This window comes from Candidatus Latescibacterota bacterium (assembly GCA_019038625.1).
GTDB lineage: Bacteria > Krumholzibacteriota > Krumholzibacteriia > Krumholzibacteriales > Krumholzibacteriaceae > JAGLYV01.
The window spans coordinates 1-24,688 of sequence record JAHOYU010000127.1; the positions used below are offsets into that span (position 1 = coordinate 1).

Here is a 24,688-nt window from a genome sequence, read left to right on the forward strand (position 1 = left end):
GTCCATACCTGTATGGTGGGGGCGGATTGTATTATTCGAGTCTAGATATAGCGTTTCAACATTTTGATGGAGTTGATAGAACGGGATATGATGCGAAGCTTTCTACGTGGGGGTACGGTATCCATGGTGGTGGAGGTATGGAGTTCTCTATCACTCCGACATTTTCTCTCGATATAGGGTTCAAGGTAAGGTGGGCGGATATCTCCGGGTATGAGGGTACAGCGACTCTTCCCGACGGCGAAGAGAGAGATGCTTTTTTTGTAAGTGACAAAGTCGATGGCAAGTTGATTTTCGAAGCTATGCCTGTTGAGGAGAAGGATAATTACGATGAAGGCTCGGTCAATCTGACAGGGTATACCATTTATATAGGTTTCAAAGCAGGTTTTTAAACCGGCACCGAGGTGAGTCGGGCAGTGCTTGACACTGAATAGCCAGGTCACGAAAGGATGTCCCGAATGGATCTGAAAATATTTCCGCGCACCTTCTGGACCGCGAACGTTATCGAGTTGTTCGAACGATTGGCCTATTACGGGATGAATGTGATCCTCGTCCTCTACCTTACGAGGAGGGTAGGATTCAGCGTGGAGATGTCCGCCACGATAACGGGCGCCTTCATCGCCTCGCTCTATCTACTTCCGATTCCAGCGGGGGCGATATCGGACAAGATAGGATTCAGAAACGGCCTGTTCATCGCGTTTTCGGTCCTCGCCCTCGGCTACGGCATCCTTGGACTGTTTCCATCGAAAGCAACTGTGATACTGGCACTGACCCTGATCGCGATCGGTGGCGCTTTTGTCAAGCCTGTGATATCGGGGACCGTGAAGAAGACCTCGCCTGAAGGATTTTCCAAGATCGGTTTCTCGATCTTCTATATGGTCGTCAATATCGGTGGGTTTGCAGGTAAGATAGTGGCCAAGGCACTGAGACAGGATATGGGGAGCTGGTTATCGGCCTCAAACTTCGAAGCTCTCAAGAAATGGGTATATACCAACGTGCCGCCATTCGAGATCACACCGGGTATCGCCGAGAGGGCTGCCAGCCAGCATCCTCCGATGGCTCCCGATGCCTTTCTCGATATGCTGAAGTGGCAGGGGTTCGGGATGCAGATGATCTGCCTCTTTTCCGTGGTGATGGCTCTCATCGCTCTTCTCTTTGTCGCGTTTTCCTTTAAGGAACCTGACAGGAGAGACGAGCCGGCAAGGTCGGCCTCGGAGACTTTTACCGATATGCTCAAAGTGTTTCTCGACCTGAAGTTTGTCTTGTTCATAGTGATATTCGCCGGATTTGACCTTATGTTCTGGCAGCTCTACCTGTCAGTGCCCACATATATCGTTACGCATATTTCGGAGACAGCGCCCATGGAATACATCGTTGCGATCAATCCGGGGATGATCATCGTCCTTCAGATGGTGATAGCCGCGATGGTCACAAAGATGAAACCGATAGGTAATATGGCTCTCGGGATGGCGATCTCAGTCATCGGAATGATCCTGCTGGGGGTTCTGCCCACACTCTGGGGGGTCTGTGTCGCTATTGCCGTATTCGCCATCGGGGAGATGACATTTGCTCCGAGGTTCCTCGATTATGTCTCGACCCTGGCGCCTAAGGGCAAGATAGGCCTCTATCTGGGGTTCGCGTACATGAGGAGCTTTCTGGCAAACATTATCGGAGGACCGCTGTCGGGGCATCTGCTCGGAAAATACTGTCCCGCGTCGGGGCCGAGGGATCCATCGAAGATGTGGTTTACTTTTGCGGCGATAGGATTTGCCGCGTTGATTGCGCTGTTCATCTATAACAGAGTAGTCGGCGATCAGACGGCGGAGAAGGAGTCGGTCGCTGCATGACCCTTACTGGCCTGGACATCACAGTACTCGTGGCATACATCGCTGTTATTTTCGGCGCGGCCACCGTTCTGTCCAGGAGAGCATCCAGGAACACTGAAGAGTTTTTTATATCGGGTAGATCACTTCCCTGGTGGATGATCGGGACCTCGATGGTGGCAACGACTTTTGCCGCCGATACGCCGCTGGTCGTCTCGGGGTTGATCGCTCAGGGAGGGATATTCAAGAACTGGATGTGGTGGTACTGGGGGATCGCCGCCATGGTCACCGTGTTCCTGTTTGCGAAGCTCTGGAGAAGAGCAGGGATTACGACAGACGCAGAGTTGATCGAACTCCGGTATGACGGCAAACCTGCCGCCGGTCTCAGATTCTATCGTGCCGCATGGTTCGGCATATTCCAGAACATCCTGATAATCGCATGGGTGATGAAAGCGATGGCAAAGATAGTTATCGTCGTGATGGGATGGGAAGGTGCTCCGTCCGTGATGGGAATAGATCCGGAAGTACTGACGGTGCTTGTACTATTTATCATTGCTGTGACATATACAATGCTGTCGGGGCTCTGGGGAGTGATAGTGACTGACCTCATCCAGTTTGCTCTTGCGATGGGTGGATCGATCTATCTTGCAATCGTATCCTACAGGAGACTCGGCGGCATAGCGGGTATTACCGCCGGACTTGCTGACAAGGGCTTCGACCCGGCCAGAATACTGCAGATCGTGCCTGAACCCGGGAGGTTGTTTGAGGCGAATCCATTCACGGAGTTCCTCATTCTAATACTGATCGTGTGGTGGACGACATACTCGGTAGATGGAGGCGGATATCTCGCTCAACGGATGTTCGCGGCAAAAGACGAACGCCATTCAGTCCTCGGCTACCTGTGGTTTTGCATAGCGCACACGGCGCTCAGGCCCTGGCCGTGGATAGTCGTCGGCCTTTGCGCGATGGCGTGGTTCGGAGCGGTAGACGATCCCGAGACTTACTATCCGATGATGATGAAGGAAATGCTTCCACCAGGTATATTCGGCCTTGTGATTGCTTCTTTCTTTGCGGCCTTTATGTCGACCGTAGATACACAACTCAACTGGGGGTCCTCGCTGGTGGTCAACGATATCCTCAGACGTTTTCTCTGGAAGGACAAGTCCGAGAAGAAATATATCAGGGCAGCAAGATTATCGATATTGTCCCTTGCTGTACTTGGCGCGCTGGCGTCGTTCGCCGTTAACGACATATCATTCGCATGGAAACTGGTCATATCTGTCACAGCTGGTATCGGGTCGGTATATATCGCCAGGTGGTACTGGTGGAGAGTTAATGCCTGGTCGGAGATATCTGCGATGGTGACGGCGATGACGGCGACTTTCATCTTTTCAATTCTCTCGGGCAGGCCGGGAATGGAAGGGGCGGCCTGGCTGCAGTTCCCATATTCGACCGCGCTGACGGTATTATTCTCCGTCTGTGTCTGGGTATCGGTGACGATGCTTACGAGGCCTGTAGGAGAGGAGCATCTCCTGAAATTCTGGAAAAGAGTCAGGCCCGGAGGAAAAGGATGGAAAAGAATATCAAGCCGGGCCAGTCTCGGTGAGGAAGGTGATGGGACAGCGATCTCGACCGCGGGTATGATCCTCAGCGGGTTGATCCTGGTCTACGGGATGTTGTTCGGGATCGGATGGATGATCCTCGGCGCCAGAGGGAAGGGGATCATAGCGCTATCGATCACTCTGGCCGGTGGCCTGATGCTCGTTTGGCTCCTGTGGAGACGAAAAGATGATGAAAACTATTTGTCCTGAGTGATTCGAAAGGAGGATCAGATGGCAGATAAGCCGAGTGCAGGCTGCGCCCGTCCGACCGGGGGGCCTGTCGGTGAAAAGGTCGATGAGGTGGAAAGCTCTGCACCAAGAGCGAAAAAGGAGGAAAGAAAGATGATCCAGGTGGGGAAAAAAGCTCCTGATTTTGTCGCTCCCGCATATCACAATGGGGAGTTTACAAGCGAAAAATTGTCCGATCATCTGGGGATGTGGGTCGTGCTCTGCTTCTACCCGGGCGATTTCACATTCGTCTGAGCAACGGAAGTATCGGCGGTCGCCGATAAGTATCCTGAGTTCCAGAAACTTGGTGTGGATGTCCTTTCGATGAGTGTGGACAGTATGTTCGTCCACAAGATGTGGAACGACAACGAGCTTTCAAAGATGGTCGAGGGTGGTGTCCCGTTTCCGATGCTTTCCGATGCGGGAGGCAAGGTAGGGAGTGTCTACGGAATATATGATGAGGATGCCGGTGTCGAGACTCGTGGACGGTTCATCATCGATCCGGATGGAGTGGTCCAGGGGTTCGAAGTGCTCACGCCTCCCGTAGGCAGGAACGTTGCTGAGACGCTTCGTCAGATCCAGGCATTCCAGCTTGTCAGAGAGAGCAAGGGAAGCGAAGCGACACCTTCCGGATGGAAACCGGGCAAGATAACCCTGAAACCGGGGCCGGATCTTGTCGGAAAGGTGTGGGAGGTCTGGAAGACCGACATGGCTACGGATTGAAAAATCCTTAATAAATAGATAATTCTGTAGTATGATGTCGGAGCATCTTGGGACTTCATCTATTGACACATGCTCAGGAATGATTTTATGAAGGATTTCAGGCCGTTTTATGGGTTGCTTCCGGTGGCCCTTATATTCGCTATAGCTGCGACACTGAGAAGATTCGGTACGGAGGGAGTATCGACTCCAGCCGCCGTTCTTCTGTCTATCGCAGGTGTTCTGTCGTTATGGCCCATGATGAAGATGTTTTCCAGGGAGCGCTTCGACAAGAAAAGCGCGGGTCTTTTGCTGTCGACCATATTTTTAGCGCATCTTGTCGCCACACTTTTTTTCTTTCCCCCTGAAGACATTTTGAACGACAGACCGGTCCTGACTCTGGACCATTCTCTCCATTATTATCAGGTCACAAGAGCGAAAGATGTGTTTGCCGAGACTTCCCGGCTTCATACTTACGATCCATGGTTCATGGCAGGATACCCCGGGGGAGTGATCTTCGACATCGATTCCAAGGGAGTCGAGATGTGGTGTTCTATCATGAGGTTTATGGATACCGCGAGGGCGTTCAAACTGTTTATCCTCATCGCCCACCTGTCCCTGGTCTTCGCGATGTGGTCGGGCGCCAGGCGTCTGGGATTCGATCTTGAGGAAACTGTGTATACCCTCCTTCTTTTTCTCGCTTTCTGGCACTGGGGTCGGCCATATGCAGGTCATTTCAGATACGCGGGGATGTTTTCCTATATATTTGTCTGTCACCTGACCTTTCTCATGACGGGGCTCTTCCGGTCTTTTTTGAGAGATGGATCGAACTGGAGATTTTTTATTCTTGGGCCTCTCGTGTTTTTTATTCATCCCACCGCGGCTTTGATCCTTCCAGTCGGGTTTCTTACTCTGTTCTTCCTTGTCAGAAAAGAGATAAAGCCGGGCAGAGAGCATCGAAAGTGGGAGATAAGAGTCCTGTTGAAAATGGCGGGATGGTGTCTCCTTGTGATCGCCGTGAACCTGATCTGGCTTATCCCCTTTTTCAGATATCTGGATATCAAGATACCATCGGAGACTTTTTTCCAGATAAATGGCCCTGTCGCGTTATTGGCTCTGATCGCCAGGCCAGGCAATATCCCTGCCCATCTCATGATCGTGCTCGCCGTACCGGGCTTCATCAGATTGCTGAAGGATAACAGACGAATCGAGGCACTTACTCCGGCTGTTATGTCGATTTTTCTCCTTACAATTTCTTCATTCGGGACAAGGATTCCATTCTTCGATCAGACCGAACCGGGAAGGTTTCTTCTACCTGCGTTTGTCTTTATGGCTCCCCTGTCAGGTTCCGGTCTTATCTCCCTCAGGGAGATGCTGAAAAAGAGCTTCAGAAATCAGAGATTGTTTGGGAGATTAAAGGCTGTGGCTCTAACGGTTCTTCTGCTTTCCGGCCCTCTCCTTGGCATGGTCTCCTCCAGGGCTTATTACAGGTATACAGTCTCGACCTCTTTCACTACTGAAGTGGAGCAACTGGTCGAGGAGTTGCGCAACCATTCGCATCTTCCCGGCAGGTTGATGATGGAAGACGGGCCGGCATGGAGATACGGTGATTGCCATCTTCCGTCAGTGATTCCTCTATATACGGGTATTGAACAGATCGGTGGACCATATCCATACGCTTTCATAAAACATAATTTCACAACGTTCCAGGCATGCAGGACAATGGGGTATCACCTGAAGGAAATGGACCCCGTGAGACTTTCCGGATACCTGAGCCTGTATGATGTACGGTGGATCCTGACGGCCACCTCTGATTGCAGAGATTACTTTTCTGATTCGAACCTGGCAGAGATGATCTGGAAGGAAGGGTTTTTTACTCTCTGGGAAGTCAGAGGACTCGATTCCCCGGGGAGCGACCGATCATTCACCGTCGATGCGCGCTACGGAGAGATACTCCTCAAGCCGGGGGAAGGACTCGAACGTCTTCCGGAAAGGATAATCCTTGGCTATCACTGGGACAGGGGACTACATGTCGATCCTCCCGCGAAGATCTCACCGATCAATATGTTTGACGATCCGGTTCCCCTTATACTGATCGAGACTGCAGGGGAAAGGTATGTGAAGATAGAATACAGATGATAACAGAAAACAGATAGTCCATGGGGAATCGTCATGCGGTACTTTCAATTTCCATGGGGAGATGATATATTCCCCGAGACTTATCAGAATCCAAGAGGTAAAAGCAGCAGAAAATAGAGGGAAGACAAATCGTGATGAATAAGGACACGACACCGGTCAATATCGCAGTCGGAAAACCGGCAGGCGAGGATGATCTGATCATTGTTCGAAGGCACCGCCTTGTCAGTGAGCGGATCCCGTCGGCCGAGGGTGTCCTTCTCGATTTCGGATGCGGAAGCGGTGCCCAGACTCATCTCTTTGCCGGGGAGTTTCCGTCCATTATCGGCCTTGATGTCGGACAGCCCTCTCTCCGGGAATTAAAGGCCGGAGCCCTGGTGAGGGGACAACAGGATATCATCCTTCCACTGGCCTATGACGGCGACCATTTCCCCCTTTGTGACAGCTCGATCGATTGTGCAGTCTCATTCGAGGTCCTTGAGCATGTCGAGCACGAGACTCAGACTCTATCCGAGTTGGCGAGAGTGATCAAGCCGGGAGGCTTTCTTGCCATGTCGGTTCCCAACAGGTGGTGGATATTCGAGACACACGGGGCCAACCTCCCTCTTCTACCATGGAACAGGGTTCCATTCTTCAGCTGGCTTCCAACGCCGATACATGACAGGTGGGCAAGAGCGAGGATATACTCTCGAAGGGAGATCCGCAAAAAGGTCGAATCGGCTGGCTTCGATATAGTCGAGGCGCTCTATATAACAGCCCCGATGGATGTAGTGAAATGGCGATGGCTGAAAAAAACTCTGCGTGCGACGATATTCAGGAACGACACAACCCACTCACCTTTCCTGTCGACTGCGGTCCTGGTCGTAGCCAGGAGACAGTAGAGGACAGGATCTGACATTTCCGGATCATCAGTCAGGACTCCACGTTAATCTGGCAACTGCTTGACAAATAACGGTGATAGTGTATAATCGCCGACACAGGGGAATCTTATATTTCATTAAGCAGGGGGAGGAAATCATGAGGGCCATCTGTTTCTCAGTACTGATATTAATGCTGGTGTCGGCAATCTGCCCTTCGGCCGTTGTATCTGCCAACCTGGTGGTCCACCAGAACGGCTCGGGGGATTTTGTGACAATCAATGAAGCTGTCGCAAGCGCGAACCCGAACGATACGATCACGATCGGTCCGGGGACTTACTACGAGTTGATCGAGCCGGTTTTCTTTCTCTACTACATCTCCGAGGCTGGCCCCGAGACGACCATTCTGGATGGTGAGGACAGCCACAGGCAGTTTGTTTTCTACGCTGGATCGGGAGGATCGATAGAAGGATTTACGCTGAGGAACGGATTCGGAACGAATGGTGGAGCGGTCTATATGCGTGAAGGAGTAGAAGTCTCTTTGACAGGTTGTGTCGTGGAGGAGAACAATGCCAGCTTTGATGGCGGAGGATTCTTCGGACGCATGGGCTCATCGATGACCCTTGCTGACTGCACTTTCAGAAATAACTGGGCGGATCACAACGGTGGAGCGGGCATCCTCATAGAGAACGGCCATCTTGAAGTGACAGGTTGTGTTTTATATCAAAATTCATGCGACCTCATCGGTGGAGGACTGACTATTCTGGATGGCACGATGGGACTCACCGACTGCCTCTTTTATAATAATGCCAGCGACGATGTATGTGGAGCGGTACTCTTTGACAGGTCGAGTGGAATAGTCACAGGCTGCACTATAGTGGGAAACACATCCTCCGGAATTGAGGCGGCCAGCCTGTTCGCCCTGTCCAGTAGTTCGCACGTAACGGTGACAAACAGTATTGTCAGCGGCGAGACCGCCGGATACGGCATCTATGCTCTGTGGGGAGCGGAAATCGTCAGCTCGTGTAACATCCTCTGGGATAACTCTCGTGGGAATTACGCCGGATTCACTCTGGATGCCACCGATATGATGGTGGATCCCGTCTTCTGTGAACCGGTTTCTCACGACTACTCGATCGCCTACGAATCCCCGGCTGCCGGCAATAACCTGTGCGAGGTCCTGATCGGATCCGAGGAACCAGCCTGTAACCTGGACATTATCTCACCCGAACCAGCTATCATGTCGATCACCGATATCCCGGACGACCAGGGCAATCAGGTAAGGATAGTCTGGAATCGATCGATGCACGATTCGCAAGGGTCCGAAGAGACGATCGAGGGATACGCGATCTACAGGAAAGAGGACGGATATCCCCTGGCGTTCGACAACGACCTCTCAGCGCCGGACGAAAGGCCTCTCATGAGGGGAGCAGCACTTGCAGGATGGGATTATGTAATGACTGTCCCGGCCAGGGGCGACGATGTCTACCAGGCAGTAGTTCCGACACTGTGTAATTTCAGTCGCAAGACCGGGATCTGCTGGTCGCATTTCTTCATATCTGCCCTTACTCCGGATCCGCTCGAATACTGGGATTCCGAGATCGACAGCGGATATTCGATCGATAATATTGCCCCCGTCAGACCCAAGGGGTTCATCGGCGACCAGGTTGCCGGTGGTATGAGGCTGAGATGGGAAGAGAATTCAGATCTGGACCTGGCATTCTACAGGCTTTACAGGATCGACGCGGGGAGCGACCCATCGGCCAGAGTCCTTGTGTCGGAGACCTCCCTGATGGAATTCACCGACTCGGAATGGGTTCCCGGATGCATGTCTACCTATGAGCTCTTCGCTGTGGATATCAACTCCAATGTCAGTGAAGCCGTCCTGCTGTCCGAGATGGTAGACGAGGAGTCTCCTTTTATTGATCCAACACTGTTCCAGAACTATCCGAACCCGTTCAATCCTTCGACAACTCTGAAGTTCTATCTGCCAGAGGCCTCGGGTATCACCCTCGACATTTACGATGTCACGGGAAGACACATCTCAAGGCTTTTTGAAGGTGTCAGGTCGCCCGGAATGCATACACTCGAATGGGACGGTTCCGATTCAAAAGGAAACAGGGTATCATCGGGCGTTTATATTTACAGGCTTGTGACGGGCAAGGGTATTCTGGCGAAAAAGATGCTGATGCTCCGATAGTACGTATCGCTTAAAAGTGATCGAATGGTTTAACTGACCCGGTTGTCGATTGATGAGAAGAATCGGCAGCCGGGTTTTTTCTGGTTCTCCCGGGATGCGAAGATCACCAGGCCGGAGGGCCCAGATCGGGATTCAGGTAAGGTCTCATTGACATTGGAGCTAAATTAGTGTAAAATTATCCTTCAATCTTAGTTGCGACTGTTTTTCTAGTCTCCCGAGGCGAGAGGAACCAATAAAGAATCGATCTGTTAACGAACTGGCGAAGTAAATGTCAAATAAGAACCAGGTAGCACTGGCCGTGCTGGTGTTGCTGGCCATTCTTGCACTACATCTATCTATCGCATGGCAGGATATCGCTACTCTTTCCAGGAATGGCTTTCTGTACGACGATAGTTTCTACGCATTCCAGATAGCCAGGAACATTGCGGATGGAAACGGTATCACATTTGACGGTGTCAATCCGACAACCGGCTTTCAACCGCTTTACGTGTTCATGCTTGTTCCCGCCTTTATGATTGCGGGAGAGAGTCTGAGCATACCTATCTACATCGCACTCTCGATGCTCGCTCTGTTCACAGTCATGACAGCATATCTTGTTTATCGTATTGCCCGAAAATATACAGAGTTCATGCCGGCTGTCATCGCCGCTGCCATATGGGGACTTTCTCCGATCGTTGCAAAACAGGGAACGAATGGACTCGAGACTGCCGTTTCGACCTTTATGATAGCTCTGTCTGTGTTCTACTATCTCGACAGGATCAGACACGAGGCAAGGCCGGGGGTCTTCCGTTTCTTTGTTTTCGGGATGTTACTGGGGATCACGGTGCTTTCAAGGATAGATGGCGTCTTTCTCGTCTTTGTACTGATCCTGGACTATCTTCTACTACTGAGAAAGAGAAGGGGCACCTCAGGAACCCTTGTCAGGATGCTGCTTCTGCCTGCAGGTGTCGCTTTGTTTTATGGGCCATGGCTTCTATTGAACATGGCGCAATGTGGCAGCCCCCTTCAGGACAGTGGGACTGCGACTCGATTTCTTTCCATGGCCTATGCCACGTATTTTGAGAACGGTGATGCGGGACTCGCTGTCAACGGACCTGACCTGGCTTTTATCTGGGAACATGTGAAGCACTCTATAGCCACGATGAAAGTCATCCCGCCCGTTCATGTCTTTTTCAGATCGCTCGAAAAGACCGGAGATATAATCCACGCAAAGGGATTTCTACAGATTACAGGTAATATACTTGGAATCGTGGCGCTTGTTCTCTCAGGGATCGTCATATCCAGATGGAAGCGGGATCCTGACAGGGCCCGTCGGAGGCAACTCGATTTTCTGTTGTTGTTCTGTGGATTGCTCATGCTTTCATATTCGTTATATGTTTTTGGCGCATTCTTCTTTTTGAGATATTTCTATCCTGTTTACATGATTTCCTGCATCTTTTTCTCGTTTATCCTTGAGGATATCATTGTCTGGTTCAGAGCCCGTTCTGTTGTCCTGCAAAGAACGGCGATATCGGTAGCCACTGCATACGCACTGTTGTTTATGGCTTTCACAGGATCCCAGGTGTTCAGATCCCAGCCGGTATACCCATTCTATGATATTGCCAGATGGGTTAATGAAAACACTGAAAAAGGGGAAAGGATAGGAGTATTCCAGTGCGGGATGATCGGATATTTTTCCGATCGTGAGATCATTAACCTTGATGGAAAAGTGAACAGGGACGCTCTTTGCGCCCTCAAGACCGGTTCTCTGTCAGGTTATATCCAGAAAGAACGTCTGGACATGATACTCGATCATTCACGTATTCTGCAGATATTTCTCGACATGACGCCCGAAAAGATAAGGGAATGCTGTATAAAGGTCCTGCCCGAAGAGAAGCACCCATGTGGGTGGGTAGCTCTCAGGCGCGACGCCCTTGATATCATCACATCTACCGATATCATCGGCGGATCTGTTTCCGAACCGGGCATGGCCCCGATGAAAAAATAAGAATTTCCTCTTGTCGATATTATATTAGCTTGAAAAACGGGAAGCTCTCGGCTATTTTTTCCACAGGGAGTATAGGGTACGTAATATTTACAGCGGAGATCGGTTTGAGTGAAATAAATACCAGGTATGAGAATGGCATCGCGATTATTGATGTCGGCAGCAGAAAACTTATCGGAGAGAAGGAAGATTACGAACTCTGGACCTGCGTCGAGGAAGCGCTGGATGGAGGATGTCGCAAGATCATACTTGATCTTTCAGGATTGAAGTGGTCGAACAGTACCGGTATCGGTATTATGATCTCCGCCTGGACGATGGCCCAGAAAGAGAAAGCCGAGCTTTCGATCGTTATGAGTTCTCAGCGGCTCGAGGATATCTTCAAGGTAACGAATCTCAGTATGATAATGAGGACTTTCGACTCGGTTGATGAGGCTATGAAGGGGATGTCCTGAGCAGGGAATGGTTTCATGAGAGATTACAGGGTCCTGTTTGACGATCTGGAGTGGGAATCACCGATGCCCGGAGTCAGGCATAAGGTGGTCGATCATGGCGGTAACCGGCTCCGGCTGGTAGAGTACAGTGATCAAATGGAACTCCACTGGTGCAACAGGGGGCATGTCGGGATCATTCTGGATGGGCGGATGGAGATAGAATTCGATTCTGGTATTTTCGTATACAGCAAGGATGATGGTGTCTTCATTCCGGACGGTGAAGAACACCGGCACCGCGGCAGGGTCCTTTCAGGAACGATGACGGCGTTGTTCGTTGAGAAAACCTGAAGAACATGTTTTAAGAAGACAGTGGATCTCCGGATGATTGATGACTGTGGGGGTGCGTTTGTCATTCGATAACCTGCTTTTTGCTTTTGGCTTGACGTTGTTTGCCGGACTTGCTACAGGAATAGGCAGCGCTCTGGCCTTTTTTTCCAGAAGGACAAACACAAGGTTTCTCTCGGTGGCACTCGGTTTTTCGGCCGGAGTCATGATCTATGTCTCGATGATCGAGATTTTCGTCAAGGCAAGGGCGTCGATAGCAGTGGTATATGGGGATGGGGCCGGGTACGTGATTGCAACCGCAGCTTTTTTCGGCGGCATTGTATTTATTGGTTTGATCGACAGGCTTGTTCCTGATGTCGTTAACCCGCATGAGCCTCACAGTCTTGAAGAGATGGGGGACGGATCCGGGAAAAGAAAAGACAAAGCACTTATGAGGATGGGCCTCTTCTCGGCCCTTGCGATCGGTATACATAACTTTCCAGAAGGCCTGGCCACCTTTACAAGCGCGCTCAAGGATCCGACCCTGGGTATAAGCATCGCGGTGGCCATAGCGATACATAATATTCCGGAAGGCATAGCCGTATCTGTGCCGATCTATTATGCCACAGGCGACAGGAAAAAGGCATTCGTCTGGTCATTCCTGTCCGGTCTTGCAGAGCCCGTGGGCGCGGTCTTCGGCTACCTTGTTCTCATGAAATACATGAACGATGTCGTGTTCGGTGTCTTGTTTGCGGCAGTGGCCGGCATAATGGTCTTCATCTCCCTGGACGAACTTCTGCCTACTGCCGAGAAATACGGCGAGCACCATCTGGCCATCTACGGTCTGGTAGGAGGTATGGTCGTTATGGCGATCAGCCTCGTGATCTTTGCGGTATAGGAAGAAATCGAAGAACAAAGTCGCAAAGGCCCCTTTACAATTCTTGTTTTTGAGCACACAATGTGACTGTAGGGGAGAGTATATACCATTGAGTTTTAGGTCCGAGACTCCTGGATAGTTGGAGTTGAGTGTTCGTGTCCGTGAGTTACGAGATAGACAGACGCTCGGGCGTGATTCTGTCGAGGGCGACAGGCAGGGTGACCTGTGAGGATATGCTCGGTATGTCAAAAACTGCGATAAACGACACGAGACGGGGAAGTCCGTACAGGGAGCTCTTCGACCTGCGGGATGTGGTAGAATACGATATCGATGGTGACGGGATCAAGAAGCTGGTTTCGTATCTGACAAGCAGAGGGGAGCTGGTGAGATTCGGGCGTGTCGCATATGTCCCCTCTAAAGACATGGTCTATGGGATTGGAAGGATGTTCGAAGCCTGTGGAAGCGATATTCCTCTGGAGTTTATGGTGTTCAGAGATTTCAATCAGGCCTCTTCGTGGGTAGGTATAAGCCTGCCGGAGAAGTCTTTGTAGCCTGTAGTCTTTTCCCCCTGAAAATCAGGCTGATTCGCCACTGACCCGGATGAAAGTCCGGCTGGACCATCGACTATGATCAATAAAGCAGAAATCGTTATTGACGGATAACGGATTCATGTTTTAATTTACACTCCTCCGGTTTTAGTAGCGGGAGATCAAGCAAGAGGATCCCGTTCGGAGGCAGGCTATCATTTTTTCGCGATCCTGCAGTGTATTTTAAACAATGTCCTGTTAACGAAGCGTCGACCCCTGCGAGGAGGAAAACTATGGGTGATGTCACAAAGTATGTCCAGATGGGATATGATATCATAAAAAAAGCTGGTCCCAATCTGCTTCTGGCACTGATCACTCTATTTATCGGGCTTTGGGTGATCAAGCTTGTCGTCAAAGGTATCAACAAGGGGATGCAGAAGAGCAGTATCGATGTCTCACTACAGAAATTTCTGGCCAGTCTGACCGGTATGGGCCTGAAGGTGTTGCTCTTCGTCAGTGTGATCCAGATGGTCGGTGTGCAGATGACATCGTTCGTGGCGATCCTTGGCGCTGCCGGGCTGGCTGTCGGCCTGTCTCTGCAGGGCAGCCTGTCCAATTTTGCCGGTGGTGTCCTGATACTGTTGTTCAAGCCGTTCAGGATAGGTGATTTTATCGAGGCCCAGGGCTTTGCCGGCTCGGTGAAAGAGATCACCATATTCACGACTGTCCTTACAACACCTGATAATAAAACGATAATTATTCCGAACGGAAATCTTTCAAATTCGAGTGTCACGAACTATTCCACCGAATCGACGCGGAGAGTAGATATGAAGTTCGGTATCGGATACGGAGACGATATCGCAAAGGCCAGGGCGGTCATGACGAAAATAGCGGAGAGTGATTCAAGGGTCTTGAAAGATCCTGCTCTGCAGATAGCCGTCTCCGAACATGGCGACAGTTCGGTGAATTTTGTTTTCAGGTGCTGGGTCAACTCGGCCGATTACTGGGACGTTTTCTTCGATGTGACTGAGAAAGTCAAGCTTGAGTTCGATCAGGCAGGAATATCGATCCCGTTTCCACAGATGGATGTGCATATGCACAATAGTTGATCTGATCGATCAGGTGGCAGGCTCAGGTCTGAAGGAGAGAGAATCTGTGACGACTGGATAACTGGAAAATCCGAAAATCAGATTATTTTTTGAAGGAGGGAAACGAACTGAAGGCTGTTTCCCTTTTTCCTTTCCATGCCTGTTCTGCATGACAGCATCACCCGGATAATCGGAACTATTAGACATCTTTTCCGTATATCTGATACTATCAATGCCTGATTTACAGGAAATCTTTTCAGAGGAGGGCGGATGCGCTTTTTCTTTTCAAAAGCACTCCTGCTGTTTGTAATCGCGGTGGTCGCGATGACGGTAGCGGGACAGGCTGAGTGCAAAGAGGCAAGATTGCTGCGTTACCCCCATATAATGGGTGACCGGGCTGTCTTCGTTTACGCGGGGGATATCTGGACCGTTTCCGTCGATGGCGGACAGGCCAGGAGGGTGACCTCGTTCCCTGAGGGACTTGAAGTATTTCCGAAAATATCACCAGATGGGAAATGGATCGCCTTTTCCGGAGAATATTCCGGCTCGAGGCAGGTCTATGTAGTCCCTTACGAAGGTGGAGTGCCGAAAAGACTTACCTATTATCCCGATGTAGGCAATATGCCTCCCCGCGGAGGGTATGACTATATGGTCCTGGACTGGACTCCAGACAGCAAACATATACTCGTCAGGGGCAACAGGACTCCATTCGGCAGGAGAGTCGGAAAGTATTACCTGATAGATCCGATGAAACCGGGGATAGAGAAGGAACTGCAGATACCCGAGGGTGGTCCCGCTACCTTTTCACCCGATGGAAAGAAGCTGGCCTACAATATCAAGTCGCGCGAGTTCCGTACCTGGAAAAGGTACAATGCAGGCAGGGCCCAGGACGTATTTCTTTATGACCTTGAGAAGAACGAAGTCGAGAGGATAGCCGCCTACGAGGGGACAGATAACTTTCCGATGTGGATCGGTGACGGTGTCTATTTCGCCTCCGACCGCGACGAGATAAGAAAACTGAATCTCTATAGATATGATATCCCGACAAAAGGGTTAAAGAAAGTCACCGACTTCAAGGAGTACGATGTACTGTTCCCCAGCAGGGGTGGCAGCAGGGTCATATTCGAAAATGGTGGATATCTATACTGGTTGGAGGATGGGCAGACTGCGGCAGTGAAGATCGAAGTCACTCTCGGCAGCGACAAGCCGTTCGTCAGGCCGGTGTACAAGAATGTGCAGCGCTATATCAATTCATTTACCGTATCCCCTTCAGGAAAGAGGGCCGCGTTTGAGGCCAGGGGCGAAGTATGGACCATTCCGGCGGAGCATGGAGTGACGAGAAACCTCTCTCGCACGCCTGTTATCAGGGAACGTGAAGTTGAATGGTCTCCCGATGGGAAATGGATCGCCTACCTGTCAGAGGAAAGCGGTGAGTATGAGATCTGGATCCGTCCACAGGACGGTTCGGGTGAGGCAAAGCAGCTGACAAAGGGCACCGATTCCTGGATAAACGGGATAGTCTGGTCACCTGACAGCAAGAGGATAGCCTTCAGTGACAGAAAGAACAGGCTCTGGTACGTTGATATCGACGGCGGAAGCAGAAAAAAGGCCGATGAATCGGAGATAAATGCGATCAGAAGCTACAATTTCTCTCCCGACGGAAACTGGCTCTGTTATTCGAAGTCTGACGAGAACTGGTTGACCTCGATCTGGGTCTACTCATTGGAGAAAAAGAAAGCGATGAGAATGACAGGGGACTTTACCAACGAATCCGAACCAGTATTCTCGAAGGACAGTAAATACATCTATTTCGTGTCGAGCAGAGATTTTATATATCCTGAAAAGGAATTTAAGGACAGAGTATACATAGCGACACTTTCTCCCGATATCCCGAATCCGATTGCTCCACTCAACGATGAAGAGGAGATAAAGACTGAAGATGAGGATAAGGACGAGAAGGACAAGGATAAGGACGAGAAAAAAGACGATATGAAAATCCTGGCCGAAGGGTTCGAAGGAAGGGCGCTAGGGCTGTCCCATTCTTCGGGAAATTATTATGGCCTGACAGCTGTCGAGGGCGGACTTCTCTTTATCGAGAGGGACGATGCCGGAACGACCACTCTCAAGAAATTCGATCTGGCAACGAGAGAATTCAAGGATATCATGTCGGATCTCCGATCTTACCAGGTCGCAGCCGGAGGAAAGAAATTCATCTACAGTATCGGCGGAGGCAATTATGGCATCGCCGACTTGATGCCCGGACAGCAGAGTAGCAAGGGCAGGCTCGATTTCAGCCAGATGGAGATGAGGATCGATCCACCCTCCGAATGGAAGCAGATATATCATGACGCATGGAGGATCATGCGTGACTGGTTCTACGATCCGAATATGCACGAGGTCGACTGGAAGAAGATGCACGACAGGTATGCCGTCATGCTTCCGTATGTCGCGCATAGAGGAGATCTTGATTATCTGCTCGGCGAACTGGTCGGCGAGTTGAATGCCGGTCACTGCTATGTCAATACTGGTGATATGCCCAGAGCCGACAGGGTGCGGACCGGACTTCTCGGATGCAGGTTTGAGGCTGACGGAGACCACTACAGGATCTCGAAGATATTCAAGGGCGCGAACTGGCATGAAAACGAACGTTCACCGCTCACCGAGCCAGGGTTGAATGTCGAGGAAGGCATGTACCTGCTCGAGATCGACGGCAATGCTGTTACCACAGCTGAGAGTCCTTACGTATATCTTGAGAACAAGGTCAACATTCCTGTTATTCTCAAGATCAACGATAAACCGACAGGAAAGGGTGCGAGAGAGATAACGGTGAGGCCGATCAGCTCGGAGCTTTCCCTGATGTATATGGACTGGGTGGAAGAAAACAGAAAGCTTGTCGACAAGCTTTCCGACGGCAGGATAGGTTATATGCATGTACCAAACACCTGGTACGATGGGTACAGGTCTTTTCTGTCGTCCTGGCAGCCTCTTATCAACAAGGAAGCTCTCGTTATCGATGAGCGGTACAACGGTGGGGGCCATTCGCCATACGAGATGGTCCAGATGATGGGTGAGAAAGTATACAGTTACTGGGCCAGGCGAAGCGGCAAGATGAATTCGACACCCTTCTCTGTGAATGACGGGCCAAAAGCTCTGTTGATCAATGGCCTGTCATCGTCCGGCGGAGATGCTTTCCCGTTCTACTTCAGGAAAGCTGGCCTTGGTCCCCTGATCGGGGAAAAGACTTGGGGTGGACTGATCGGATACGGTTTCTCGCCGGCTTTCATCGATGGCGGAAGGTTTGCCGTTCCCGGATTCTCCTTTATTAATGACAAGGGAGAATGGGATGTCGAAGCGCTTGGAGTCGATCCCGATATCTACGTATGGGACGATCCAACGTTGATACAGGCAGGTCGTGAACCTATGATCGAGAAAGCAGTGGAATATCTTCTTGAGGAACTCAGGAAGAATCCAAGAAAGAAGGTCGAGCAGCCTCCATATATCGACAGAAGTAATTAAGTCCGTCTGATGTCCAGGGCCGGTCCTTTTCGGGGCCGGCCCTTTTTTTGTGGATATCATGTGTGGCCATCTTCTGCTCCTGACTCTGATAAATGCAATTCAGCGAAGCATCTTGATTCCTCAGTCCTGATAGTATAGTCTCAGACCTTGCATTGTTGAAAAAAGTGTGTCTGGCTCTGGAGATCAGAGGGAAGGAGAAACGATGAGAAGGCCTGTGATAGTAGTATTTCTGGCAATGATCATGTTGAGCGTTATGTTGCCGTCATCGGTATTCGGTGGAAATAAAAAGGACAGGGTCAGATATGAGGAAAAGTATCGTGATCCTGTATTGAAATCGATGAGGGAGGAGTGTGATTCGATCAGAGCTATTGCCGACAGTATCACTGCGGCGATCGATAAAAAATACAAAGAGATGGAAGACCAGGAAAAAAATGACAGAAAAGTCATCCGTTTCGATTTCTCGGGTCTTAAAAAGCCGGATGGACCTGAAGCCTTCGGCGCGCCATTTCATTTTCCTCCGGTACCTCAGTACCTGACCGGCACATGCTGGTGCTTCTGCACCACATCGTTTATGGAGTCGGAGATCAAGCGTCTGACCGGCAGAGAGATAAAGTTGTCCGAGATATATACGGTGTACTGGGAATTCGTGGAAAAGGCGAGGGGATTCATCCGCAAGCGTGGGCATCAACCTTTCGTGCAGGGTGCTGAATCGGACGGTGTGTTCATAATCTGGGAGAAGTACGGAGTAGTACCGGCTGACGCCTTTTCCGGATTGAGAAAATATGACAAACACAATCACAACCTTATGCGCAGCGAGATGAAGGCATATCTGGATATGATTGCGGATAAGGGGTACTGGGACGAAGAGGAAAACCTTATTCATATCAGGGCGATCCTCGATAGATATCTCGGGACTCCTCCGGAAAGATTTGAATTTGAAGGGCAGGAGATGACCCCGTTGAGATTCTACAGGGACATACTCAAAGTGGATCCAGACGATTATGTACAGTTTATCTCGACTCTTTCGTCGCCATTCTACCAGATTGTGAAGTTTGATGTCCCTGACAACTGGAGGCCGACAGACACCTATCTCAATATTCCCCTGGACGAATTCTATTCCGGAATAAAAATAGCGGCAAAGAACGGTTTTACGGTATGTATTGGAGGCGACGTATCCGAACCTGGGTATTATGGCCCTGAAGATGCGGCTATCGTCCCTTCATTCGATATTCCGGGAGATCATATTGACCAGGACTCACGGGAACTTCGGATATATACAAGGGAGACTGACGATGATCACTGTGTTCATCTTGTAGGGTACAAGAATCACGGTGGCAGAGACTGGTTCCTTATCAAGGATTCGGCCAGAGCTTCCAGGCATGGGAAACATCATGGGTATATCTTCTACCGCGATGATTATATCAAGCTCAAGATGCTTTCATATACGGTCCACAGGAACGCAGTTCCGAAGATATTGAAGAAGATCGACTCGAAGGGAGAATAAACAGGGATCGTCCTCCAGTCGATCGTTTCAGGCCGAATCGTCCTTTGTATGTCGCATTGGTTCAAAAATCGATTGATAGCTTCCGGCAGATGCATATATTTAAGGCATAGGTAAATGAACACGTTTCAGGAGAGATAGAGTATGACAGGATTCAGAGCGACTGTGATCGCTTTGACGGTAGCCGCAATCGCTTCGCTTGTGACTGGTTGCTCAGACGGGGTCTTCACTGGAGAGAAAGAATCGAATCAGCCGCCAGTAGTGTGGTTGTCCAGTGGGCCCGTCGAAAACGATACGACGAGTTATCAGGTCCATTTCTACTGGAGTGGATGGGATCCGGATGGCGAGATCGATCATTTCGAGTTCGTCATCACAGATGGAGATCCGATAGGGATCAGCATCCAGGATACGATGGGAATAGGCAAATGGACAAGGACTGCGGTTTTTGACAGTGTCTTCAGAGTAACCGCCGACTCTTATGTCGGGGGTTACGAACCGAATCCTCTATATTCAGTCTTCGACATGAGCCATACATTCTTTCTTAGAGCGGTGGATCTGGATGGGATGAGATCCGCGGCTGCGGAGATCTCGTTTACCGCCTGGACCCTTGCTCCTCTGGTCGAGATCGAACGCCCGCTTGGGTCCGGCAGGACCTATAGCAACGTCATAACATTCGGATGGACTGGCAGGGATCCGATTGACAGCCCTTCCAACTCACAGAAACCCGATTCGATCCGATATATGTATACTCAAGTGATAACGCCCGAAGGTATCTACGACCCGGCCTTTCAGATCGTCGATCATTTGAATGAGGATCCGGAATTTTATGAAGATAGCTGGTCCCGATGGATCTACTACGACGCGCCGGGCGATTCCGGTCGAATGACGATACTCGGTGACGATGAGGTGCTGGAGATCAACAGAAGCTATATCTTCGTAGTGCAGGCCATGGACGAGGCAGGCGCGGTGACGGCGCTCTTCAGGAAAGACCATAATGTCAGGCAGTTTATAGTGTCATGGAAAGCCGGACCCCTTCTGACCATCGCCGAGCAGTATCTTGGAGGATTTCTCTTTCTTGGTTTGGATATGAATCCGAAACAGAAAAAACTTCCCCCCGGAATCCCTCTGAATTTTTCGTGGGAGGCGGACGCGAGCAGTTATGGCGGGGAGATTTCCGGTTTCAGATATGGCTGGGATGTGCAGGATCTGGGAGATCCAAAATCCTGGGACTCGAATTTCAGTCCATTTAACAAGACAGCGCCGGAACGGATACTGTATTCAGGATCACATACATTCTATATTGAAGCAAAGGATAACGGTGGTAAGATCACCAGGGCCATGATTCTCGTGGAGATCATTCCTTTCTCTATGGAGCGAAATCTTCTCTGGGTTGACGATTTCCCACTGAGTGATCAAACTGATCCGCTGATGCTCCTTCCAGAGGAGTCTGTGCATGACGAATTCTGGATCGATATCTGTTCGAAAACGGTCGGCTTCGAACCTGACAGGGATGTCGTAGACTGCTCCGATCTCAACTACACGCCTCCCGAGATGGAATTAGTCGGTAAGTACAAGAATATAATCTGGACATACAGTTCCTCCACTTCGGCGACTTTTGGACAGATCATCCAGTTCACCCCTGAATCGTCGGTGAGCCAGGCCAGCACTCTGGCGATCAATTACCTTTCCATCTTTCTTGCAAAGGGTGGCCACCTCTGGACCGGAGGCCGTTCAGACAGGTCTTCCGGAGGGCTTACTCTTGCCTTTCCGTCTCCCCCGGAATATCCAGCGACCTTCAAATTCGATATGACGGCAAACGAATCAGATACGAGCGGTGTGAACAGTATGCCTTACAGAGACATGTGTGTTTCTGTTGTGGATAAGGTAGTGGGGAATTTCAGGACAGGGGCTGAGATCATCCCCCGGACATATGATAGGGATGCTCTCAGGTACATGTACCGGGACCAGGTCGATACTATAGCTGTAAAATACACAGGTATGCCGAATACCATCTATCTGTCAGACGAAGTGACCTGTCCGACATGTTTTTTCAATCCGCAGCGGATAGGATTCACATATGTCGAGATGTACAACTCGGAATACTGGATGGATATCAGGATGATAACACCGTTGAACTGTTTCCACCCACTTTACAGGATGAGAACAAGAAATACTACTTCACCGGTAGATTTTACGACGGTAGCGCTGATCGTGTCGGAATTTTCCGATGTGGTGCCGATAGTCGCCGATGGAGTCGGTGTTGGTGCTAACAGTTTTCATTTTGGCCTGCCCCTCTGGTTTTTCGATCATGCCGCCGTCGACAGTATCGCTGTGAGCATCTTCGATGAATGGCAGATCCTCGATCAGCCCTGATCAGGTATAATCACATCAGAGAACCGTGGTGAGCATCTTGCGAAGTAATCATCTGTATCTCCTGATCATCGATGTGTCGATCGTGGCCCTGTTACTGGTGAGCACCACAGGGAACGTATCTGCACTCTGTCCGACACTTCCACTTCCTCAGGCAGGGACCGCTGAACTTACCGTGATCACGGTGGTGAGTGGTAGCCTCGACACGATCGCAGTCAGATGTGCGGTGTACGATGTCAACGAGTATATGCGTTATCCACCTCCGGTCGAGTCCTTGTATCATAGTGCGGGGGGAGGGTATTTTTATTCCAGCGGCTCATTCACTTTGACGGTGCCTGTAGGGGGGACGACAATCAGGGCCGGACATGGGTTCGATTTCATGCCAGTAGTCAGATATGTAGACGTACAGGCTGACACTACAATAGTCCTGGAATTTGAATTGGTGGTCGATTCATCTGAGTACGGCCTTTTTTGTGGTGATGTTCACGTTCATCTCAATCATGGATCCGGATATTACATACTGGAGCCATTGGACGCTTTCAGAATCGCATCAGCTGAGGGGCTCTCAGTGATAAACTGTCTCGATAATGACAATTTCTTCTCGGGTGGGCCGGATCCCTGCAGTACGGATCAGTGTATCGTGTATATGGCTGAAGAGGTCCGGAGTGGAGTCTGGGGGCATTACGGGCTTCTTGGCCTCAATACGCTTGTAGAGCCGTTTGGAAGCAACTGGGGCGAACTTCTTTGCGCCTATGCGGATCTGGCGCATGATCAGGATGGAGCGCTGGTCCTTGCCGCACATCCCGTTTCTTCCGAGGATTTCGACGAGATCATTGTATGGCCCGGCTCGGGTATAGCCCGGGAACTGCCCGTAGATGCAGTAAATGGCAAGATCGACGCGTATGAACTGATGAGCTACAGTAATTGTGACGGCGGGATAGCGATGGACCTCTGGTACGACCTGCTGGATTGTGGAATAAAACTTCCGGTCGTAGGGGGGACTGACGCACTCCTTAATCAGCTTGCCCAGTACCCTGCCGGAGGATACAGGACTTACGCCTGGACAGGAAACGACAGCCTTCAGTTGGATAGATGGTTCGACGCGATAAGAGATGGCAGGACGTTTGCGACCAATGGCCCCGTGTTTAATGATTTCAGGGTTCTGGGGCTCTATGCGGGCGATTCGCTTTACGTTCTGAAGGGAGAATATCTTTTCATGGTAGAGGTCGAGGTCAGGAGTCTCTCTCCGCTGGACAGAGTCGAGATCATCAGGAACGGTGAATGTATAAAGAGGATCTTTCCGGATAACGATCCCTGCGCTGTCGATACGATGATCCATATCAGGGTCAGTGAAAGCTCATGGATAGCCGCAAGAGCCTACGGTGAGAAGGATCCCTGGCTCACTGTCGGCGATTCGACTTTCGCCCACACAAGTCCGTTTTATGTAAATATGGAGGATGTAAGAATAGCGGAATATGATGCTGCGGAAAGACTTGTCGCATGGATAGACGCCCTGCTGGTCCTGATAGCCGAAAGGGAAGGCTGGGCGTCAGCTGCTGATTCGATCGACGCAGTTGATTATCTGGAGCAGGGCAGGACATATTACGAGAATATCATGGGAATCGCATGTGATGCTGGTGCTGAAAACGTAGAGGGTGGCAATATCAGTGTTCGTTGTATTCCTAACCCGTTTAATTCTTCCCTTAGAGTGATAGTCGATCTGCATGCCACGGATTACGATCAGTCTCGTGAGGCTTCAGTCTCGGATTACATGCCGGTAAGTAGAGCCGCCATCTACGATGTGGCGGGAAGGTTAATAAGGGACCTGACCCCTTGTGTTGGAGGCACAATGCCGCTGATCCTGTACTGGGATGGCATTGACGATAGGGGAATCCCCGTGGCGAGCGGCCTTTATTTTTTCAGACTGGTCTCCGAATCAGTATCTGTTACCAGGAAGATCATATTGATGAAATAGAAAAAGCCCCGACCAGTCCAGTCGGGGCTTTTCTATTGGTAGCGGGGGCTGGATTTGAACCAGCGACCTTTGGGTTATGAGCCCAACGAGCTACCGGACTGCTCCACCCCGCGTCATGTACGACAACTCATATATAGCACCACGATAGTGGCCCGTCAAGCGCAATCGCAAATAACTACGTAACTTGCGGCTGTCAGGGAGATGGCGGTGATTCGTCAGATCCAGGTGACTCGTCAGGACCGGGTGGCAGCGCATCGCGAAGAGGATCTGTCCCAGGTTTCCACGCATCATCCGGCGATGCTTCAGCGGTCGGCGTGACCTCAGGCTCAGAGCCCGCCCGTGGTGTAGAACCCGGGACTGCGGTCTTGCCACCGAGTGCCTCCACCAGCTCGTCCTCCGCGACCTCTGGCTCGCCGAGCATGCCGGTCGCGCGGAACAGGAGTTTCCCGACCGTACCCGCGCCGGTCTCCTCGATCCAGATGGTCACCCTGTAGCTCGGCCAGTAGGTCCGGATCGCCAGCCCAATCATGAACGCCGTGACGGCGATGTAGAGG

At 50.7% G+C, this 24,688-nt stretch carries 19 protein-coding genes and 1 tRNA gene; 18 read left to right on the forward strand and 2 right to left on the reverse strand.

Going from position 1 to position 24,688, the window contains the following annotated elements; genetic code table 11:
• The 18 genes from KOO63_10010 to KOO63_10095 form a co-directional block, all read left to right on the forward strand.
• Positions 1-389: hypothetical protein (locus KOO63_10010; protein ID MBU8922138.1), on the forward strand; the 389-nt coding region annotated here is incomplete at its 5' end.
• Positions 390-455: 66 nt separating this feature from the next.
• Entirely contained in the window at positions 456-1,844 is a 1,389-nt protein-coding gene (locus tag KOO63_10015) for an MFS transporter (GenBank protein MBU8922139.1), read from the forward strand.
• Positions 1,841-3,631 carry a Na+:solute symporter gene (locus KOO63_10020; GenBank protein MBU8922140.1) on the forward strand — a complete coding sequence of 597 codons (1,791 nt, stop codon included), beginning with the start codon at positions 1,841-1,843 and terminating at the stop codon, positions 3,629-3,631. Before KOO63_10015 ends, KOO63_10020 begins: the two co-directional genes overlap by 4 nt.
• Positions 3,632-3,652: 21 nt before the next feature.
• Positions 3,653-3,904, forward strand: coding sequence for a redoxin domain-containing protein (locus KOO63_10025; GenBank protein MBU8922141.1), 252 nt, complete (start codon positions 3,653-3,655; stop codon positions 3,902-3,904).
• 69 nt (positions 3,905-3,973) lie between these two features.
• Positions 3,974-4,372, forward strand: coding sequence for a redoxin domain-containing protein (locus KOO63_10030; GenBank protein MBU8922142.1), 399 nt, complete (start codon positions 3,974-3,976; stop codon positions 4,370-4,372).
• A gap of 87 nt (positions 4,373-4,459) precedes the next feature.
• Positions 4,460-6,487 carry a hypothetical protein gene (locus tag KOO63_10035; protein ID MBU8922143.1) on the forward strand — a complete coding sequence of 676 codons (2,028 nt, stop codon included), beginning with the start codon at positions 4,460-4,462 and terminating at the stop codon, positions 6,485-6,487.
• A gap of 131 nt (positions 6,488-6,618) precedes the next feature.
• Positions 6,619-7,365, forward strand: a complete 747-nt coding sequence (locus tag KOO63_10040) for a class I SAM-dependent methyltransferase (GenBank protein MBU8922144.1) — start codon at positions 6,619-6,621, stop codon at positions 7,363-7,365.
• Between the two features lie 136 nt (positions 7,366-7,501).
• On the forward strand, positions 7,502-9,541 hold the full coding sequence (locus tag KOO63_10045) for a right-handed parallel beta-helix repeat-containing protein (GenBank protein MBU8922145.1): 2,040 nt from the start codon (positions 7,502-7,504) through the stop codon (positions 9,539-9,541).
• A 268-nt stretch (positions 9,542-9,809) separates the two neighbouring features.
• Positions 9,810-11,528 (forward strand): glycosyltransferase family 39 protein, encoded by a 1,719-nt coding sequence (locus tag KOO63_10050; protein ID MBU8922146.1) that lies wholly within the window; start codon positions 9,810-9,812, stop codon positions 11,526-11,528.
• A 104-nt stretch (positions 11,529-11,632) separates the two neighbouring features.
• On the forward strand, positions 11,633-11,977 hold the full coding sequence (locus tag KOO63_10055; protein MBU8922147.1) for an STAS domain-containing protein: 345 nt from the start codon (positions 11,633-11,635) through the stop codon (positions 11,975-11,977).
• A gap of 15 nt (positions 11,978-11,992) precedes the next feature.
• Entirely contained in the window at positions 11,993-12,304 is a 312-nt protein-coding gene (locus tag KOO63_10060; protein MBU8922148.1) for a hypothetical protein, read from the forward strand.
• A gap of 40 nt (positions 12,305-12,344) precedes the next feature.
• Entirely contained in the window at positions 12,345-13,178 is an 834-nt protein-coding gene (gene zupT / locus KOO63_10065; GenBank protein MBU8922149.1) for a zinc transporter ZupT, read from the forward strand.
• Positions 13,179-13,312: 134 nt separating this feature from the next.
• Positions 13,313-13,708, forward strand: coding sequence for a hypothetical protein (locus KOO63_10070; GenBank protein ID MBU8922150.1), 396 nt, complete (start codon positions 13,313-13,315; stop codon positions 13,706-13,708).
• A gap of 269 nt (positions 13,709-13,977) precedes the next feature.
• Positions 13,978-14,793 (forward strand): mechanosensitive ion channel, encoded by an 816-nt coding sequence (locus KOO63_10075; GenBank protein MBU8922151.1) that lies wholly within the window; start codon positions 13,978-13,980, stop codon positions 14,791-14,793.
• Positions 14,794-15,042: 249 nt separating this feature from the next.
• Entirely contained in the window at positions 15,043-18,288 is a 3,246-nt protein-coding gene (locus tag KOO63_10080; GenBank protein MBU8922152.1) for a PDZ domain-containing protein, read from the forward strand.
• A 202-nt stretch (positions 18,289-18,490) separates the two neighbouring features.
• Positions 18,491-19,792, forward strand: a complete 1,302-nt coding sequence (locus KOO63_10085) for a hypothetical protein (protein ID MBU8922153.1) — start codon at positions 18,491-18,493, stop codon at positions 19,790-19,792.
• 141 nt (positions 19,793-19,933) lie between these two features.
• The gene (locus KOO63_10090) at positions 19,934-22,162 is read left to right on the forward strand and encodes a hypothetical protein (GenBank protein ID MBU8922154.1); all 2,229 of its coding nucleotides are present in this window, start codon (positions 19,934-19,936) and stop codon (positions 22,160-22,162) included.
• A gap of 37 nt (positions 22,163-22,199) precedes the next feature.
• A complete protein-coding gene (locus KOO63_10095; GenBank protein MBU8922155.1) occupies positions 22,200-24,134 on the forward strand; it encodes a CehA/McbA family metallohydrolase in 1,935 nt (644 codons plus the stop codon).
• A 36-nt stretch (positions 24,135-24,170) separates the two neighbouring features.
• On the opposite strand, the gene KOO63_10100 is transcribed toward KOO63_10095, so the two are convergent.
• Positions 24,171-24,247 (reverse strand) — tRNA-Met (locus KOO63_10100).
• A gap of 80 nt (positions 24,248-24,327) precedes the next feature.
• The coding region (locus tag KOO63_10105; protein ID MBU8922156.1) for a hypothetical protein at positions 24,328-24,688 on the reverse strand (361 nt) is incomplete at its 5' end.

Excerpts from the sequence above, each read along its gene's own strand:
- KOO63_10015 (MBU8922139.1), top strand. The coding sequence starts at position 456 with ATGGATCTGAAAATATTTCCGCGCACCTTCTGGACCGCGAACGTTATC.
- KOO63_10020 (MBU8922140.1), top strand. The coding sequence starts at position 1,841 with ATGACCCTTACTGGCCTGGACATCACAGTACTCGTGGCATACATCGCT.
- KOO63_10025 (MBU8922141.1), top strand. The coding sequence starts at position 3,653 with ATGGCAGATAAGCCGAGTGCAGGCTGCGCCCGTCCGACCGGGGGGCCT.
- KOO63_10030 (MBU8922142.1), top strand. The coding sequence starts at position 3,974 with ATGAGTGTGGACAGTATGTTCGTCCACAAGATGTGGAACGACAACGAG.
- KOO63_10035 (MBU8922143.1), top strand. The coding sequence starts at position 4,460 with ATGAAGGATTTCAGGCCGTTTTATGGGTTGCTTCCGGTGGCCCTTATA.
- KOO63_10045 (MBU8922145.1), top strand. The coding sequence starts at position 7,502 with ATGAGGGCCATCTGTTTCTCAGTACTGATATTAATGCTGGTGTCGGCA.
- KOO63_10050 (MBU8922146.1), top strand. The coding sequence starts at position 9,810 with ATGTCAAATAAGAACCAGGTAGCACTGGCCGTGCTGGTGTTGCTGGCC.
- KOO63_10060 (MBU8922148.1), top strand. The coding sequence starts at position 11,993 with ATGAGAGATTACAGGGTCCTGTTTGACGATCTGGAGTGGGAATCACCG.
- zupT (MBU8922149.1), top strand. The coding sequence starts at position 12,345 with ATGACTGTGGGGGTGCGTTTGTCATTCGATAACCTGCTTTTTGCTTTT.
- KOO63_10075 (MBU8922151.1), top strand. The coding sequence starts at position 13,978 with ATGGGTGATGTCACAAAGTATGTCCAGATGGGATATGATATCATAAAA.
- KOO63_10080 (MBU8922152.1), top strand. The coding sequence starts at position 15,043 with ATGCGCTTTTTCTTTTCAAAAGCACTCCTGCTGTTTGTAATCGCGGTG.
- KOO63_10085 (MBU8922153.1), top strand. The coding sequence starts at position 18,491 with ATGAGAAGGCCTGTGATAGTAGTATTTCTGGCAATGATCATGTTGAGC.
- KOO63_10090 (MBU8922154.1), top strand. The coding sequence starts at position 19,934 with ATGACAGGATTCAGAGCGACTGTGATCGCTTTGACGGTAGCCGCAATC.